Origin of the sequence: Micromonospora sp. CPCC 205554, from assembly GCF_036902745.1 — a bacterium.
Classification (GTDB): domain Bacteria; phylum Actinomycetota; class Actinomycetes; order Mycobacteriales; family Micromonosporaceae; genus Micromonospora; species Micromonospora tulbaghiae.
This window is the reverse complement of the sequence record NZ_JBAKHP010000054.1, coordinates 1-17,732: the sequence shown is the minus strand read 5'-3', so window position 1 is coordinate 17,732 and position 17,732 is coordinate 1. Positions and strand designations below refer to the sequence as shown.

Below are 17,732 nucleotides of genomic sequence, written 5' to 3'. Positions count from 1 at the left end.
GGCCGCCGCTGCCCCCGCCGCCCCGCCCGTGCCCGGCGGCGGCGAGGTGCCGCCCGCCGGGGCGGGCCGCCCGGGCAGCGGCGCGCTGACGTTCAAGCCGATCCCGCCGAACAAGCTCGACACCCTCGTGGTCCCGAACGGGTACGACCACTCCGTGGTGATCCGCTGGGGTGACGAGGTCGTGCCCGGCGCGCCCGCGTTCGACCTGGGCCGGCAGACCGCCGCCGCCCAGTCCAAGCAGTTCGGCTACAACAACGACTTCGTCGGGGTGCTGCCGATCGACCGTCGGCGCGCGCTGCTCGTGGTGAACCACGAATACACCAACGAGGACCTGATGTTCCCGGGCTTCACCGGCCAGGACGCGCTCACCGTCGAGCAGGTACGGGTGGCGATGGCCGCGCACGGCATGTCCGTGGTCGAGCTGGAGCGGGTGGAGAACACCGGGCAGTGGCGGCCGGTACGGCGTGGCCGGCGCGAGTACAACCGCCGGGTCACCGCGCTCGCCACGAAGTTCGAGCTGACCGGCCCGGCGGCCGGGTCGGCGTGGCTGCGTACCGCCGCCGACCCGAAGGGCCGGACCGTGATCGGCACGCTCAACAACTGCGCCGGTGGCGTCACCCCGTGGGGCACCGTGCTCTCCGGCGAGGAGAACTTCAACCAGTACTTCGTCGGCGGCGACGGCGCGCCGGAGGAGCAGAAGCCGAAGCTGGCCCGGTACGGCATCCCGACCGACGTGCGCCACCCCGGCGGCAGCCGCAAGTGGGAGCGGGCGGACGAGCGGTTCGACCTGGCCAAGCACCCCAACGAGGCGAACCGGTTCGGCTGGATCGTCGAGATCGATCCGTTCGACCCGCAGGCCAAGCCGCGCAAGCACACCGCGCTGGGCCGGTTCAAGCACGAGGGCGCGAACGTCATCGTGGCGCGCAACGGCCGGGTGGTCGCGTACATGGGCGACGACGAGCGCTTCGACTACCTCTACAAGTTCGTCTCGGACAAGAAGTTCATGCCGGGGAACTCCTCGGTGGCCCGTCGGCACAACCTGACGCTGCTGGAGTCGGGCACGCTCTACGTCGCGAAGATCGAGGGGGACAGCCCGGCCGCCGAGATCGACGGTTCCGGCAAGCTCCCGGCCGACGGCGGCTTCGGTGGCCGGGGCCGCTGGATCAAGCTGGTCAGCGGCAACCGCTCGTACGTGGACGGCATGACCGCCGCGGACGTGCTCACCTTCACCCGGCTCGCCGGGGACAAGGTCGGCGCGACCAAGATGGACCGGCCCGAGGACGTCGAGCCGAGCCTGCTCACCGGCAAGGTCTACGTGGCGCTGACGAACAACAGCGACCGCGGCAAGGCCGGCAAGGCGCCCGCCGACGAGGCGAACCCGCGCAACAGCAACAAGCACGGGCAGATCCTGGAGCTGGTCGAGGACCGCGGCGACAACACCGGCGAGACCTTCGCCTGGTCGCTGCCGATCGTCTGCGGCGACCCGGCCGACGCGTCCACCTACTTCGCCGGGTACGACAAGACGAAGGTCTCCCCGATCTCCTGCCCGGACAACGTCGCGTTCGACGCCACCGGCAACCTGTGGATCTCGACCGACGGCAACGCGCTGGGCAGCAACGACGGCCTGTTCGCCACTGCTGTCGAGGGTCCGGAGCGGGGTCACCTGAAGCAGTTCCTCACCGTGCCGCTCGGCGCGGAGACCTGCGGCCCGTTCATCACCGGCGACAACCGTTCGGTCTTCGTGGCGGTGCAGCACCCGGGCGAGGTCACCGGCGCGTCGGTGGAGAACCCGGCCTCCACCTGGCCGGACGGCGACTTCGCCAAGCCCGGCGTGGTGGTCACCTGGCGCCTCGACGGCGGCCCGGTCGGTAGCTGACCCACCCCGGGGGCGGTCCGGCGCTGGACCGCCCCGCGAGGGGCCGTCGACCCACCAGGTCGGCGGCCCCTCGTCAGTTCCCGGAGGCGATCCCGTGCGCGACGGCCCGGGCGGCTCGTCAGTTCTCGGAGGCGATCCCGTCGGCGATGGCCCGTGCGGCGGTGAGCAGCTTGGCGCGGACCACCCGGGCCGAGGTCATCATCTCGCCGGCCGGCAGCGCGCACGCCAGCACCACCCGGCGCTCGATGTCCTTGTCCGGGGTGACGAGCACCGCGGCACACGCCACGCCCTGCCGGAACTGCCCCAGTTCCAGCTGCATGCCGCGCCGGTCACCGGCGGCCAGGTCCGCCTCGAACGCCTCGACAGTGGTGAGGGTGGCTGTGGTGAAGGGGCGCATGCCGTACTCCCGCAGGTAGCGGAAGCGCTGTTCGGTGGTGAGCGTGGCGAGCAGGCTCTTGCCCAGCGCGGTGGCGTGCGCGCCCTCGTCGAAGCCCGGCACGAGGTCTTCCATGTAGGGCGAGCGCGGCCCTTCGGCGGACGCGGTCACCGCCACCTGCCCGCCGACGAAACGGCCGAGGTAGTGACTCCAGCCGGTGTCGGTCGCCGCGCGGCGCAGCGCCTCGCCCACCGCGGGCGGCCCCCGGAACGCGGTGACCAGTTCGCGGTAGCGGTCGGCCACCTCCAGCCCCACGATGTACGTCCCGTCCTCGCGCCGGATCACGTAGCCCTCGTACGCGAGCGTGCGCACCAGGTGGTAGGTGGTGGCGACGGTCAGCTCGCAGCGCCGGGCGATCTGCTTCACGGTGAGCCCTCTCGGCGCACGGCCGACCGACTCGAGCACTCGAAGCGCGCGGGACACGCTACGGATCAGGTCCGAAGGTTCCGCCAAGGGGTCGCGCACAACCACCTCCGCCGCCGGGGACTTACACCATATGAAAAACCGGCCGAGTGCGAAATGCCTGTTCGGATGGAGGATGCCAGAAGACCGGGCACGGACCGTGTGCCGACGGACACGATGAGCAGCCAAAACGTTCGGGCGTAAGGTGTGCTCGCGATGACCGAAACTGTTTCGCGAACCGACCCGCCGAAGGCCCGACATGCCGTCTCCGTGGGCGCCGGCGCCACCCTCACCACGATCGTGTGCGTCCTGCCCGTCTTCCTGGTCGGCGGTCTCGCCGTACAGCTCGCCGACGAACTCCGGTTCAGCCCGGCCGGGCTGGGCCTGGCCGTCTCGATCTACTTCGGCGTGAGCGCGCTCGCCTCGGTGCCCTCCGGCGCCCTGGTCGAACGCTTCGGCTCGGCCCCGGTCGCCCGGGGCGCCATCCTGCTCTCCGCCGCCTCGCTGCTCGCGGTGGCCGGGCTGGCCCGGTCGTACCCGGCCCTGGTGGCGCTGCTGGCCCTCAGCGCCGCCGCCAACGCCCTCGGGCAGCTCGCCAGCAACGCCGCCCTGGCCGAGCACGTACCCGCTCACCGGCAGGGCCTCTCGTTCGGCGTGAAGCAGGCCGCCGTCCCGGCCGCCACGCTGCTGGCCGGTCTGGCGGTCCCCACGGTCGCGCTCACCGCCGGCTGGCGCTGGGCGTTCGTGGCGGCCGCAGTGGCCGCGCTCACCGTGCTGCCGGCCGTACCCCGGGCCGGACGGGACCGGCGGGCCCGGACCGCCTCCGGCCGCCGCAACGGTGGCACCGGCCCGCTCGTGGTGATCGGGCTGGCCGCGACGCTCGCCGCCGCCGCGGCGAACGCCCTCGGCACGTTCCTGGTCGACTCGGCCGCGGCGCGCGGGCTCTCCCCCGGCCTGGCCGGACTGACGCTGACCCTGGGCAGCGTGGTGTGCGTGCTGGCCCGGGTCGGCGTCGGCTGGCTGGCCGACCGGCGCACCAGCGGGCACGTCGGACTGATCGCCGGGATGCTGATGACCGGCTCGGTCGGCCTCGTCCTGCTCGCGGTGAGCGGCTCGGCGCCGCTGGTCGCGGGCGTGGTGCTCGGCTTCGGTCTGGGCTGGGCCTGGCCGGGGCTGATGAACTTCGCCGTGGTCCGGCTCCACCCGCAGGCGCCGGCCGCCGCCACGTCGATCACCCAGACCGGCGTGTACGCGGGCGGCTGCCTGGGGCCGCTCGGCCTGGGCGCGCTGGCCGGCGCGGCGGGCTACCCGGCGATGTGGCTGACTGCTGCCGCGGCGATGCTCCTGGCCGCCCTCCTGATGCTGCTCGGCGCCCGCCTCCTACGCCCCACCCCCACCCCCACCCCCACCCTCCCCTGACCGTCCGCGCCGGCCCCGCCGAAGCCCGACGATCATGAAGTTGGCGGCGCGACACGCCGGGTGGGCGACCGTCAACTTCATGATCGACGAGAGCCCGGACGGGCGGTGAGAGCCAGAGCGGTGAAGGCGCGAGGAGGGTCAGCTGGTGCGGTCGGCGATGTAGTCGCAGAGGGACTCCAGCGCGCGACGCGCCGGGCCCTCGGGGAGCGGGGCCAGCCGGGCCCGTGCGTCCTCGGCGTAGCTGCGCACCGTCTCCCGGGCGCGCTTGAGCGCCGGGGACTCCCGCAGCAGGCCCAGCGCCTCGGCGTGCAGCGCGTCGTCCACCAGCGGGCCGGTGGCCAGGATCTCGCGCAGGCGTACGCTCGCCGCGTCCGCGTCGTCGGAGGCCATCGCGTAGAGCACCGGCAGGGTGGGCACACCCTCGCGCAGGTCGGTGCCGGGCGTCTTGCCGGACTGGACCGACTCGCTGGCGATGTCCAGCAGGTCGTCGGAGAGCTGGAACGCGACGCCGATGATCTCGCCGTACTCCGCCAGGGCCTCGACGTGCTCGGGCGACGCGCCGCCGAACATGCCGCCGAAGCGGGCCGACGTGGCGATGAGCGAGCCGGTCTTCTCGGCGATCACGTGCAGGTAGTGCGCGACCGGGTCGGTGTCGCGCGGGCCGACCGTCTCGGCGATCTGGCCGTGTACCAGCCGGGCGAACGTGCGCGCCTGGAGGCGTACCGCCTCGGGGCCCAGGTCGGCGGCGATGTCCGCGGCCCGGGCGAAGAGGTAGTCGCCGACCAGGATGGCCACCGAGTTGGTCCAGCGGGAGTTGGCGCTCGGGGCGCCACGCCGCACGGCCGCCTCGTCCATCACGTCGTCGTGGTACAGCGTCGCCAGGTGGGTGAGCTCCATCACCACGGCGGCGGGGACGACCTGGTCGTTGCCCGGCTCGCCGAACTGGGCGCCGAGCGCCACCAGCAGCGGGCGGAACCGCTTGCCGCCGGCCTCGACCAGATGCCGGGACGCCTCGGTCACCAGCGGATCGGCGCTCGCCACGCTCGCCCGCAGGCTCACCTCGACCCGGTCGAGCACGCCCAGCACTGAGGCTTCGACGCGCGGGTCGGCGAGGTGCAGGCCGAGCGCGCCGAACTGACCTGAACGCTCGCCAGCCGGGTTCGCCACGTCCTCAACCATGCCACACCCGTTCGACCTGCTCGTCGACGGGGATACGGGCCGGGGGCCGGTACGCCACGGCGTACCGGCCCCCGGTGGGATCACCTCTGTCATCTGACGAATTCGGCGGCACCGGTGGTCAGGTCGAGCAGCGGGCCGGGCACCACGCCGAGGACCAGCGTGGCGAGCACGCCGATGACCAGCGCGGCCGAGGTGAGCGCACCCGGCACGGTCACTGTCGGGGTGGACTCGCCCGGCTCGGACAGCCACATCATCACCACGACCCGCAGGTACGGGAAGGCCAGCACCATGCTGGTCAGCACGCCCGCGATCACCAGCCACGCCTGGTTCGCCTCCAGGGCCGGGCCGAAGACCGCGAACTTGCTGGTGAAGCCGCTGGTCAGCGGGATACCGGCGAAGGCCAGCAGGATGAACGTGAAGATCGCCGCGAAGAACGGCGAGCGGCGGCCCAGCCCGGCCCAGCGGGACAGGTGGGTGGCCTCCCCGTCGGCGTCGCGCACGAGCGTCACCACGGCGAACGCGGCGAGCACCGAGAAGCCGTACGCGGCCAGGTAGAACATGGTGCCGGAGAGTCCCTCACGGCTCGGCGCCAGCACACCGACGAGCAGGTAGCCGGCGTTCGCGATCGACGAGTACGCCAGCAGGCGCTTGATGTCGGTCTGGGTGACCGCCAGCACCGCGCCGACCAGCATGGTCAGCACCGCGATCGCGCCGAGCACCGGGGTGAAGTCCCAGGAGGCCCCGGCGAACGCGACGTGGAAGACGCGCAGCAGCGCGCCGAACGCGGCGACCTTGGTGCAGGCCGCCATGAAGCCGGTGACCGGGGTCGGAGCGCCCTGGTAGACGTCCGGCGTCCAGACGTGGAACGGCGCGGCGGCGGCCTTGAACAGCAGGCCGATGGCGAGCAGCGCCATGCCGGCGAACAGCAGCACCGGGCTGGACGGCGACTCGGTGACCGCGGCGTGCACGGTGGCGAAGTCGACGCCCGCCGTGCGGCCCGGGATCCCGGAGGTGAAGCCGTAGATCAGGGCGACACCGAACAGGAAGAACGCCGAGGCGTACGCGCCGAGCATGAAGTACTTCAGCGCCGCCTCCTGGCTCAGCAGACGCCGGCGGCGGGCCAGCGCGCAGAGCAGGTAGAGCGGCAGGGAGAAGACCTCCAGCGCGACGAACATGGTCAGCAGGTCGTTCGCCGCCACGAAGATCAGCATGCCGCCGATCGCGAACGACATCAGCGGGTAGACCTCGGTGGCGCCACCGACGCCCTCGGCCTGCCGCCGGTCCTCCGCCGACTCGGCGGTGACAGCGGCGTGCGCCACGAAGGCGCCGCCCCGCTCCACCGTGCGCTCGCCGACGAGCAGCAGCGCCATCACTGCGAGCACCAGGATGGCGCCCTGGAGGAACAGCGTCGGGCCGTCGATCGCGATGGCGCCGCCGATGGTGATCAGCCGGTCGTCGGCGTTCAGGATCACCATGACGATCGCGGCGAGCATCGCCACCAGGGCGAGCCCGAGTTGCACCGCGTTGCGCAGGCGGCGCGGCACGAACGCCTCGACCAGGACCCCGAGCAGCGCCGCGCCCAGCATGATCAGGATGGGAGCGAGCGCCGCGTAGTCGATCGACGGCAGCTTCAGTTCACTCACTTCGCGGCCTCCTGGACGCTGCCGACCTCAGGGGCGGGATCGGACTTGCCGACGTCCTGCATGGTCGCCTGGACGGCGGGGTTGATGACATCGGTGACCGGCTTGGGATAGAAGCCGAGCAGCACGATCAGCGCGATCAGCGGCGCGACGACCACCTTCTCGCGCAGGGTGAGGTCGCGGCGCATGCCCTCGACCTCGGTCAGCGCCGGGTTCAGCGTGCCCTGCGTGGTGCGCTGCACCATCCACAGCACGTACGCCGCCGCCAGGATGATGCCGAGCGTGGCGATCACCGCGACCGGCTTGTTGACGGTGAACGTGCCGATCAGCACCAGGAACTCGGAGACGAACGGCGCGGTACCGGGCAGCGCCAGCGAGGCGAGACCGGCGAAGAACAGCACACCGGCGAGCACCGGCACCAGCTTGCCCGCGCCACCGAAGTCGCTGATCAGCGCCGAGCCGCGCCGGGCGATCAGCATGCCGACCACCAGGAACAGCAGGCCGGTGGCCAGGCCGTGGTTGAGCATGTACAGCACCGCGCCGGTGCCGGCCTGGGTGGTGAACGCGAAGATGCCGACGCCGATGAACCCGAAGTGCGCGATCGAGGTGTACGACACCAGGCGCTTCAGGTCGTTCTGGCCGACCGCCAGCAGCGCGGCGTAGATGATGCCGATGACGCCCAGCGCCAGCGCCCACGGCGCGAACCAGCGCGACGCCTCCGGGAACAGCGGGAGGCAGTAGCGCAGGATGCCGAACGTGCCGACCTTGTCCAGCACGCCGACCAACAGCGCGGCGGCGCCGGCCGGGGCCGCGCCACCGGCGTCCGGCAGCCAGGTGTGGAACGGGAAGAACGGCGCCTTGATCGCGAAGGCGACGAAGAAGCCGAGGAACAGCCAGCGGGCCGTGTCGGTGGCGAACTCGGCCTGGCTGAGCACCTGCCAGTCGAAGGTCTTCCCGCCGACCACCCAGAGGCCGATCACCGCGGCCAGCATGAACAGACCGCCGACCAGCGAGTAGAGGAAGAACTTCACCGCCGCGTACTGCCGCTGGTGGCCGCCGTAGCTGCCGATCAGGAAGTACATCGGCACCAGCATGACCTCGAAGAACACGTAGAACAGGAAGACGTCGGCGGCGGCGAAGACGCCGATCATCGTGCACTCGAGGACGAGCAGCAGCGCGAAGTACGCGGGCACCGAGCGCTTCGACGCCTCGGCGTCGTGCCAGGACGCCAGGATCACCAGCGGCACCAGGATCGCGATCAGCATCAGCATGACCAGCGCGATGCCGTCCACCTCGAAGGTGAAGTTCACGCCCCAGTTCGGGATCCACGGGTACGACTCGCGGAACTGGAACCGGTCACCACCGGCGGAGAAGGCGAACCACATCACCACCGAGAGCACCAGCACCAGCAGCGACCAGCCGAACGCGACCAGCTTGGCCAGGTCCGGGCGGCTGCGGGGCAGCAGTGCCACCACCAGGGCGCCGACCAGCGGCGCCACGGTCAGCACCGAGAGGAACGGGAAGTTGGACATTATTCGGCCTTACCTCCGTCGTGACTGCGTGGCCCGCCGGCGGGGGCGGCCGCGTTGAGGTCGATCACGCCAGCCACCCCGCCTGCACCGCCAGGAACGCCGCCACCACGAGCAGCGCGCCGGTCAGGATCGAGGTCGCGTACGACCGCACGAAGCCGGTCTGGAGCCGCCGGAGCCGGCCCGAGCCCCCGCCCACGGCGGCGGCCAGGCCGTTGACCAGCCCGTCGACGCCCCGGTTGTCGAGGAACACCAGCGCCCGGGTGAGGAAGATGCCCGGCTTCTCGAAGACCGCCTCGTTGAAGGCGTCCGTGTAGAGGTTCCGGCGGGCCGCGGTGACCACCACGCCGGCCGGCTGCGGCTCGATGGCCGTACCGCCCCGGAACAGGAACCAGGCCAGCCCGGCGCCCAGCACGGTGACCAGCAGCGACAGCGCGGTGAGCAGCCAGTGCGCCAGCACCGGCGCGTGCTCCCCGCTCTCGGCGCCGAGCCCGTTGGTGGCGGTGAGCCAGTCCGGCACGGAGGTGGCGAGCAGGAAGCCCGCGCCGACCGAGCCGATCGCCAGCAGGATCAGCGGGACGGTCATCAGCTTCGGCGACTCGTGCGGGTGCTCGATGTCCTCGGTCCAGCGCTTCGGGCCGTGGAACGTGAGCACGAACAGCCGCGTCATGTAGAACGCGGTGAGCCCGGCGCCGAGCAGCGCGGCCATGCCGAACAGCCAGGCCGTCCAGCCCTCCCGCTCGAACGCGGCCACGATGATCGGCTCCTTGGAGAAGTAGCCGGAGAACGGGAACATGCCGATGATGGCGAGCCAGCCCATCATGAACGTCAGCCAGGTGACCTTCATGTACTTGGACAGCCCACCGAAGCGGCGGATGTCCACCTGGTCGTTCATGCCGTGCATGACCGAGCCGGCGCCGAGGAACATGTTGGCCTTGAAGAAGCCGTGCGCCAGCAGGTGCACGATGGCCAGCGCGTACGCGGCGCCGCCGAGGCCGACGCCCAGGAACATGTAGCCGATCTGGCTCACCGTCGACCAGGCCAGCACGCGCTTGATGTCGTCCTTGGCCGCGCCGATGATGGAGCCCATCAGCAGCGTGAGCGCGCCGACGCTGACCACCACGAGCTGGAGCGTCTCGTTGGCCGAGAAGATCGCGTTGGAGCGGGCGATCAGGTAGACGCCGGCGGTGACCATGGTGGCCGCGTGGATGAGCGCGGACACCGGGGTCGGACCCTCCATCGCGTCCGGCAACCACGCCTGGAGCGGGAACTGGCCGGACTTGCCGGCCGCGCCGAGCAGGAGCAGCAGGCCGAGGACCAGCACGGTGGTCGAGGTCAGCGAGCCGACCCCGTTGAACACCTCGTCGTACTGGGTGGTGCCGAGCATGGCGAACATGATGAAGATGCCGATGGCCAGGCCGGCGTCGCCGACCCGGTTCATCAGGAACGCCTTCTTGCCGGCGGTGGCCGCGCTGGGCCGGCCGTACCAGAAGGAGATCAGCAGGTACGACGCCAGGCCGACGCCCTCCCAGCCGAAGTAGAGCATCACGTAGTTGTTGCCGAGCACCAGCAGCAGCATGGCGGCGACGAACAGGTTGAAGTACGCGAAGAACAGCCGCCGGCCCGCGTCGTGCGCCATGTACTCCACGGCGTAGAGGTGGATCAGGAAGCCCACCCCGGTGATCAGCAGGACGAAGACCGCGGCCAGCGGGTCGAAGAGCAGACCGAAGTCCACCCGCAGGTCGCCGACCGCCATGAAGTCCCAGAGGCTCAGCTCGACCTGCTTGTTCTCCAGCCCGCGGAGCTGGAAGAAGTAGGTGAGCCCGAGCACGAACGCGGCGCCGATGGCGCCCACGCCCAGCCAGTGGCCCCAGCGGTCGGCCCGCTTGCCGAGCAGCAGCAGGATCGCCGCGCTGACCAGCGGGATCGCCACCAGCAGCCAGACACTGCCCAGCATCCCGTCCGCCGTGGCGAAGGTGACGGCTTCGGCTGGCTCAGACTGGGCGATCGTCAGAATCTGTTCCACCACGAGCCCCTCAGTACTTCAGCAGGTTGGCGTCGTCGACGCTGGCCGAGCGCCGGGTCCGGAAGATCGCCATGATGATCGCGAGCCCGACCACGACCTCGGCCGCCGCCACCACCATCACGAAGAACGCCATGATCTGGCCGTTCAGGTCGCCGTTGATCCGGCTGAACGTGACCAGGGTCAGGTTGGCCGCGTTGAGCATCAGCTCGATGCACATGAACAGCACGATCGCGTTGCGCCGGACCAGCACGCCCACGGCGCCGATGGTGAACAGCACCGCCGCGAGGATGAGGTAGTAGTCCGGGGTCACCGTGCCAGCCTTTCGTTCGCGACTGCGGGGCTCCGCTTCGCTGCACTCCTCGCGCTCACGGGTGCCAGCCTTTCGTTCGCGACTGCGGGGCTCCGCTTCGCTGCACTCCTCGCGCTCACGGGTGCCAGCCTTTCGTTCGCGACTGCGGGGCTCCGCTTCGCTGCACTCCTCGCGCTCACGGGTGCCAGCCTTTCGTTCGCGACTGCGGGGCTCCGCCTCGCTGCACTCCTCGCGCTCACCGATCAGTCCCCTTCGGTGCGGTCTCCTCGGCCGTCAGCTCGCGCACCGGCATGATCTCCGGGATGCTGCGGTCGGTCAGCCGGCCGTCGGGCAGACGGGCCGGGGTGGCCACCGAGGAGGACGTGGCGTAGACACCCGGGCCGGGCTTCGGTCCGGGGTAGTTGCCGGGGCGGAACCGCGCCTTCATGGTGGCGATCTGGTCCATCCGGTCCGCCTTGCGCCGCTCCACGTGCGCCAGCACCATCGCGCCGACGGCGGCGGTGATCAGCAGCGCCGAGGTCAGCTCGAAGGCGAAGACGTACTTGGTGAACAGCAGCCGGGCGATGCCCTGCACGTTGCCCTCGCCGTTGGCCTGGTCGAGCCCGACCGCCTGGACGCCGTCGAGCGCGCGGTAGAGGCCGGTGCCCACCAGGCCGGCGAAGCCGAGCCCGAGGACCACGGCGGCGACCCGCTGGCCGCGCAGCGTCTCGATGAGCGAGTCGGACGCGTCCCGGCCGACGAGCATCAGCACGAACAGGAACAGCATCATGATCGCGCCGGTGTAGACGATGATCTGCACCATGCCGATGAACGGCCCGGCCTGGAGCACGTAGAACACGCCCAGGCAGAGCATGGTCAGCACCAGCCAGAGCGCGGAGTGGACCGCGTTGCGGGCCCACACCATGCCGACCGCCCCGAGCAGGGCCAGCGGGGCGAGGATCCAGAAGGTGACCTCCTCACCCCCGGACACCTGGCCCGCCGCGGCGAGCACCGTTGCCGAGGTCATGCCTTGCCTCCCTTGCCCGCCGCGGCGGCGGACCGCTGCTCGGCCTGCTCGGCGCCGGGGAAGGTCACGCCCGGGTGCTCCTCCACCTGGTACCGGCCGGGGCCCATCGACGAGCGCTCGGCGCCGGCCGAGGTGCCCGGGTTGGTGAGCGCGCCGACGTAGTAGTCCTTCTCGCTGTCGCCCAGCCGCATCGGGTGCGGCGGCTGCTCCATGCCTTCGAGCAGCGGCGCGAGCAGCTGCTCCTTGGTGAAGATCAGATCCTGCCGGTTGTCCCGGGCCAGCTCGTACTCGTTGCTCATGGTGAGCGAACGGGTCGGGCAGGCCTCGATGCAGAGCCCGCAGAAGATGCACCGGGCGTAGTTGATCTGGTAGGTGCTGGCGTACCGCTCACCCGGGGAGAAGCGCTGCTCCTCGGTGTTGTCGCCACCCTCCACGTAGATCGCGTCGGCCGGGCAGGCCCAGGCGCACAACTCGCAGCCGATGCACTTCTCCAGCCCGTCCGGGTGCCGGTTGAGGATGTGCCGCCCGTGGTAGCGCGGCGCCGAGACCGGCGGCTTGAACGGGTAGTCGGTGGTGACGACCTTCTTGAACATGTGCGAGAAGGTGACACCGAAGCCCTTGAACGTTCCGGTGATCGCGCCCACGTCACACCTCCCTGGAGTCCGGGCCGGCGACCACGTTGGCCGGCTCCCGCTCGGCGAGCACGCGCTTCGTACGCGGGCTCGGCGGAACCTGAAGATCCATCGGCGGCAGCGGGAAGCTGCCGTACGGCCGGGTGTCCGCCTGCTCCTGGAGCGACGGCTTCGGCTCCTTCTTCCGCGACGGCCAGAAGAGCGTGGCCAGCAGCAGCACGCCCGCGCCGACGGCGGTGACGAGCAGCCGGTCCCGGGTCTGCCAGTCCTCGATCGAGCGCAGCCCGGCGAGCACCATGATCCAGACCAGGTTCAGCGGCAGCAGCACCTTCCAGCCGAACCGCATGAACTGGTCGTACCGGAGCCGGGGCAGCGTGCCGCGCAGCCAGACGAAGACGAACACCAGCAGGATGACCTTGCCGAAGAACCACAGCATCGGCCACCAGCCCTCGTTGGCGCCCGACCACAGCGTGATCGGCCACGGCGCGTGCCAGCCGCCGAGGAACAGCGTCACGGTGAACGCCGACATGGTCACCATCGCGACGTACTCGCTGAGCATGAACAGCGCGAACTTCAGCGAGCTGTACTCGGTCTGGAAGCCGGCCACCAGCTCGGACTCCGCTTCGGGCAGGTCGAACGGCGCCCGGTTCGTCTCACCGACGATGGCGATGAAGAACATGATGAAGCTGGGCAGCAGCAGGATCGCGTACCAGCCGGGCGCGGCGAGGTCGAAGCCGCCGATGCTCAGCCGGGTGCCGTCGCCCTGCGCGGCGACGATCCCGCTCGTCGACATGGTGCCGGCGGTCATGAAGACCGCGACCACGCTCAGGCCCATGGTGACCTCGTACGAGACCAGCTGGGCCGCCGAGCGCAGACCGCCGAGCAGCGGGTACGTGGAGCCGCTGGCCCAGCCGCCGAGCACGATGCCGTACACCGCGAGCGAGGAGAAGGCCAGTACCACCAGCACCGCCACCGACACGTCGGTGACCTGGAGCGGCGTGCGGTGCCCGAAGATGCTCACCATCGGCCCGAACGGGATCACCGACAGCGCGGTGACCGCGCAGACCACCGAGATCACCGGGGCGAAGAAGTAGACGACCTTGTCGGCCTTGCGCGGGAGGATGTCCTCCTTGAAGGCCAGCTTCACGCCGTCGGCGAGCGTCTGGAGCAGACCGAACGGGCCGGCCTGGTTGGGGCCGGGCCGTACCGCCATGCGGCCCACGACCCGGCGCTCGAACCAGACGCCGAGCAGCGTGGCCGCCACGGCGACGACGAACGCGAACAGGATCTTGCCGAGGACCAGCCACCACGGGTCCTTGCCGAAGTCGGCAAGCGTCGGGTCCTGCGCCGCGAGGATGACGGGGTTCACTGCACCCACCTTTCGTTCCCGACTGCGGAGACGCTCACCACGTCGCCGGACGTCGCGCCGAGGCCGCGCCGCACGGTGGAGCCGGGTGAGTTGGTCGGCAGCCAGACGACGCCGTCGGGCATCTCGGTGATCGCCGCCGGCAGCGTGATCGCGCCGCGGTCGGTGCCCACCGTGACCGGGTCACCGTCGGCGACGCCCAGCGCCTCGGCGGTGCCCTTGCCGAGCCGGACCACCGGCGGGCGGGCGGTGCCGGCGAGGTGCTCGTCGCCGTCGGTGAGGCTGCCCAGGTCGATCAGCTGGTGCCAGGTGGCGAGCACCGCCTCCCCCGGTCCCGGCTGCCGCACGGCGGCCGGCTCGACCGAGGGCGCCGACGGACGCTCGACCCGGGTGCGCGGCAGCGCGCCCAGCTCGCGGCGGATGGCCGGCACGTCGCCGGTGCCGAGCCGCACGTCGAGCTGCGCGGCGAGCGCGTCGAGGATGCGGGCGTCGGTCATCGCGCCGGTGTCCAGCACCTTCTCGAACGTGCGCAGCCGGCCCTCCCAGTCCAGGAAGCTGCCGGCCTTCTCGACCACCGGCGCGACCGGCAGGACCACGTCGGCGCGGCGGGACACCGCGCTCATCCGCAGTTCCAGGCTGACCAGGAACGGCACCGCGTCCAGTGCGGACTCGGCCAGGCGCGGGTCGGCCAGGTCGGCCGGGTCGACGCCGGCCACCACCAGGGCGCCGATCTGGCCGTTCGCGGCGGCGGTGAGGATGCCGTCGGTGTCGCGACCGGCCTGGCTGGGGATGACCCCGGCCGGGATGTCCCACGCCTCGCCCAGCTCGGCGCGCGCGGCCGGCTCGGTGACGACCCGGCCGCCGGGGAGCAGGTTGGGCAGGCAGCCCGCGTCGACAGCGCCGCGGTCACCCGCGCGCCGCGGCACCCAGACCAGCCGGGCACCGGTACGCCGGGCGACGTCCGCCGCCGCCGACAGGCCGCCCGGCACCTCGGCCAGGCGCTCGCCGACGATGAGGATCGCGCCGGGCTGTCCCAGCGCCTCGGCCACGGTGGCGTGCTCGGCCAGCACGCCCGCCTCCTCGCCGGGCACGACCCGGGCCAGCTTCGCCCCGAGCTTCTCCAGGCCGCGCGTGGCGAACGGCGCGAGCGCGTACACGGTGAGCTTCTTCTTCAGGTACGCCTTGCGCAGCCGCAGGAAGAGGATCGGGCACTCCTCCTCCGGCTCCAGGCCGACCAGCACCACGGCGGGCGCGTTCTCCACGTCCGTGTAGGTCACGTCGGTGACCCCGGCGACGCTGCTGGCCAGGAAGTCGGCCTCCTCGCGGGAGACCGGGCGGGCCCGGAAGTCGATGTCGTTGGTGTGCAGCGCGATGCGGGCGAACTTCGCGTACGCGTAGGCGTCCTCGACGGTGAGCCGGCCGCCGGTCAGCACCGCCGTGCCGGTCGCGCCGTCGCGGGCCGCGCGCAGCCCCTCGGCGGCCCGGGTCAGTGCCTCGCTCCAGGACGCCTCGCGCAGCTCACCGGTCTTCTCGTCGCGCACCATCGGCGTGCTGATCCGGTCGAACGCGCGGGTGTACTGGAAGCCCCAGCGGCCCTTGTCGCAGTTCCACTCCTCGTTCACCGCCGGGTCGTCGCCGGCCAGCCGGCGCAGCACCTTGCCGCGCCGCCAGTCGGTGCGCTGGGCGCAGCCGGCCGAGCAGTGCTCGCAGACGCTGGGCGTGGAGACCAGGTCGAACGGGCGGGCCCGGAACCGGTACTGGGTGCCGGTCAGCGCGCCCACCGGGCAGATCTGCACGGCGTTGCCGGAGAAGTACGAGTTGAACGGGACATCCCCCTCGTCGCCCTCCTCCCCGTACGCGTCGTCCCGGTAGATGTTGATCTCCTCGTGCGAGGAGCGTCCCATCAGGTCGATGAACTTGTCCCCGGCGATCTCCTCGGAGAACCGGGTGCACCGCTGGCAGAGCACGCAGCGCTCGCGGTCGAGCAGCACCTGGGTGCTGATCGGCAGCGGCTTCGGGTACTCCCGCTTGTGCTCGTGGAACCGCGAGTCCGTCCGGCCGGTGGACATCGCCTGGTTCTGCAGCGGGCACTCGCCGCCCTTGTCGCACATCGGGCAGTCCAGGGGGTGGTTGAGGAGCAGCAGCTCCATCACCCCCTCCTGGGCCTTCTTGGCGACCGGGGAGGTGAGCTGCGTCCGCACCACCATGCCGTCGGCGACGGTCTGGGTGCAGGAGGCGACCGGCTTGCGCTGGCCCTCCACCTCCACCAGGCACTGCCGGCAGGCGCCGGCCGGGGCCAGCAGCGGGTGGTCGCAGAAGCGCGGGATCTCGGTGCCGAGCTGCTCGGCGACGCGGATCAGCAGCGCGCCCTTGGGCGCGGTGACCTCGACGCCGTCGATGGTCAGCGTGACGGTCTCGGTCTGCTTGGCTACGTCGGTCATCAGTGAGCTCCAACCAGCTGCTTGTCGGAGAGCTTCGGAGCGGTACGTCCCTCGATGTAGTCGAGGTAGTCCTGCTTGAAGTACTTCAGCGACGAGGTCACCGAGCTGGTCGCGCCGTCACCCAGACCGCAGAACGAGCGGCCGAGGATGTTGTCGCAGGTGTCGAGCAGGGTGTCCAGGTCCTCGTGGGTGCCCTGGCCGGCCAGGATGCGCCGGTAGACCCGGACCATCCAGTAGTTGCCCTCCCGGCACGGGGTGCACTTGCCGCACGACTCGTGGTGGTAGAACTCCAGCCACCGGTAGGTCGCGTACACCGGGCAGTCCTGGTCGGAGAAGATCTGCGTGGCGGTGGTGCCCAGGATCGAGCCGGCCGCCGCCACCCCCTCGAAGTCCAGCGGCACGTCCAGGTGCTCGGCGGTCAGCAGCGGCGTCGACGAGCCACCCGGGGTCCAGAACTTCAGGTTGTGCCCGGGCTTCATGCCGCCGGCCAGCTCGATCAGCTCGCGCAGCGTGATGCCCATCGAGCACTCGTACTGGCCCGGGTTGGCGATCCGGCCGGACAGCGAGTAGATCATCGGGCCGGACGACTTCTCCGTGCCCATCGTCTTCCACCAGTCCGCGCCACCGAGCACGATGTACGGCACGCTGGCGATGGTGCCGACGTTGTTGACCACGGTCGGGCTGGCGTACAGGCCGTGGGTCGCCGGGAACGGCGGGCGCAACCGGGGCTGGCCGCGGAAGCCCTCCAGCGAGTCCAGCAGCGCGGTCTCCTCACCGCAGATGTACGCCCCGGCGCCGGAGTGCACCACCAGGTCCAGGTCGAAGCCCGAGCCGAGGACGTTCCGGCCGAGGTAACCCTTGGCGTACGCCTCGTCGACAGCGCTGCGCAGCCGCCGGGCGGCGTGCACCGCCTCACCGCGGATGTAGATGTACGCCCGGTTGGCCCGGATCGCGTACGAGGCGATGATGACGCCCTCGACCAGCGAGTGCGGGTCGTGGGTCATCAGCGGCAGGTCCTTGCAGGTGCCCGGCTCGCCCTCGTCGGCGTTCACCACGAGGTAGTGCGGCTTCCCGTCGCCCTGCGGGATGAATCCCCACTTGAGACCGGTCGGGAAGCCCGCGCCGCCCCGGCCGCGCAGCCCGGAGTCCTTGATCAGCTGGATCAGGTCGTCCGGGTGCGCCTTGAGCGCCTTGCGCAGGGCGGCGTAGCCGTCCAGCTTCTCGTAGGTGCCGAGCCGCCAGGCGTCCGGCGAGAGCCAGCGCTTGGTGAGCACCGGCGTGAGCTTGGCCAGCGTCTCCGGCCGAGGAGTGGTCACTTCCGGACCCCCGTTCCGCTCGCGTCCGCCGGGTCGGCGCCGTCCGCGCCCGTACCGGACTCCGCTTCCTTGAGGTTGCGCTCCTGCGCGCCGGCCGCGTCGCCGGCGGGCTTGCCGTCGCCGGCCGGCGGGTTCGCCGCCGCGCCGCCCGCCT

At 71.4% G+C, this 17,732-nt stretch carries 13 protein-coding genes; 2 read left to right on the top strand and 11 right to left on the bottom strand.

The annotated features are described in order from the left end of the window. On the top strand, positions 1-1,876 hold a 1,876-nt coding region (locus V6U82_RS31175), incomplete at its 5' end, for a PhoX family protein (protein ID WP_334467566.1). Positions 1,877-1,994: 118 nt separating this feature from the next. Here the strand turns inward: V6U82_RS31175 and V6U82_RS31170 are convergent. Then, positions 1,995-2,777, bottom strand: a complete 783-nt coding sequence (locus V6U82_RS31170; RefSeq protein WP_128138818.1) for an IclR family transcriptional regulator — start codon at positions 2,775-2,777, stop codon at positions 1,995-1,997. 153 nt (positions 2,778-2,930) lie between these two features. Between V6U82_RS31170 and V6U82_RS31165 the strand changes: the two genes are divergently transcribed. Beyond that, positions 2,931-4,133: an MFS transporter gene (locus V6U82_RS31165; RefSeq protein ID WP_334467564.1), complete on the top strand. Its 1,203-nt coding sequence runs from the start codon at positions 2,931-2,933 to the stop codon at positions 4,131-4,133. A gap of 138 nt (positions 4,134-4,271) precedes the next feature. Here the strand turns inward: V6U82_RS31165 and V6U82_RS31160 are convergent, their stop codons facing one another. The 10 genes from V6U82_RS31160 to nuoF form a co-directional block, all read right to left on the bottom strand. After that, the gene (locus V6U82_RS31160) at positions 4,272-5,312 is read right to left on the bottom strand and encodes a polyprenyl synthetase family protein (protein ID WP_334467562.1); all 1,041 of its coding nucleotides are present in this window, start codon (positions 5,310-5,312) and stop codon (positions 4,272-4,274) included. A gap of 89 nt (positions 5,313-5,401) precedes the next feature. Further along, positions 5,402-6,955, bottom strand: a complete 1,554-nt coding sequence (gene nuoN, locus V6U82_RS31155; RefSeq protein ID WP_128137503.1) for an NADH-quinone oxidoreductase subunit NuoN — start codon at positions 6,953-6,955, stop codon at positions 5,402-5,404. Next, positions 6,952-8,484, bottom strand: coding sequence for an NADH-quinone oxidoreductase subunit M (locus V6U82_RS31150; RefSeq protein WP_334467559.1), 1,533 nt, complete (start codon positions 8,482-8,484; stop codon positions 6,952-6,954). Before V6U82_RS31150 ends, nuoN begins: the two co-directional genes overlap by 4 nt. A 64-nt stretch (positions 8,485-8,548) precedes the next feature. Next, positions 8,549-10,510 carry an NADH-quinone oxidoreductase subunit L gene (gene nuoL, locus V6U82_RS31145; protein ID WP_442933485.1) on the bottom strand — a complete coding sequence of 654 codons (1,962 nt, stop codon included), beginning with the start codon at positions 10,508-10,510 and terminating at the stop codon, positions 8,549-8,551. Positions 10,511-10,517: 7 nt separating this feature from the next. Continuing rightward, entirely contained in the window at positions 10,518-10,817 is a 300-nt protein-coding gene (nuoK, locus tag V6U82_RS31140; RefSeq protein WP_013283611.1) for an NADH-quinone oxidoreductase subunit NuoK, read from the bottom strand. Positions 10,818-11,052: 235 nt separating this feature from the next. After that, on the bottom strand, positions 11,053-11,823 hold the full coding sequence (locus V6U82_RS31135) for an NADH-quinone oxidoreductase subunit J (protein WP_120572074.1): 771 nt from the start codon (positions 11,821-11,823) through the stop codon (positions 11,053-11,055). Further along, positions 11,820-12,467 (bottom strand): NADH-quinone oxidoreductase subunit NuoI, encoded by a 648-nt coding sequence (gene nuoI, locus V6U82_RS31130; RefSeq protein WP_128137504.1) that lies wholly within the window; start codon positions 12,465-12,467, stop codon positions 11,820-11,822. Before nuoI ends, V6U82_RS31135 begins: the two co-directional genes overlap by 4 nt. 1 nt (position 12,468) lies before the next feature. Beyond that, on the bottom strand, positions 12,469-13,824 hold the full coding sequence (gene nuoH, locus V6U82_RS31125) for an NADH-quinone oxidoreductase subunit NuoH (protein WP_128137505.1): 1,356 nt from the start codon (positions 13,822-13,824) through the stop codon (positions 12,469-12,471). Next, positions 13,821-16,262 (bottom strand): NADH-quinone oxidoreductase subunit G, encoded by a 2,442-nt coding sequence (locus V6U82_RS31120; protein ID WP_334467554.1) that lies wholly within the window; start codon positions 16,260-16,262, stop codon positions 13,821-13,823. Before V6U82_RS31120 ends, nuoH begins: the two co-directional genes overlap by 4 nt. Further along, positions 16,262-17,578, bottom strand: coding sequence for an NADH-quinone oxidoreductase subunit NuoF (gene nuoF, locus V6U82_RS31115; protein ID WP_252454323.1), 1,317 nt, complete (start codon positions 17,576-17,578; stop codon positions 16,262-16,264). The genes V6U82_RS31120 and nuoF overlap by 1 nt, the downstream gene beginning before the upstream one ends. Positions 17,579-17,732: the final 154 nt, after the last annotated feature.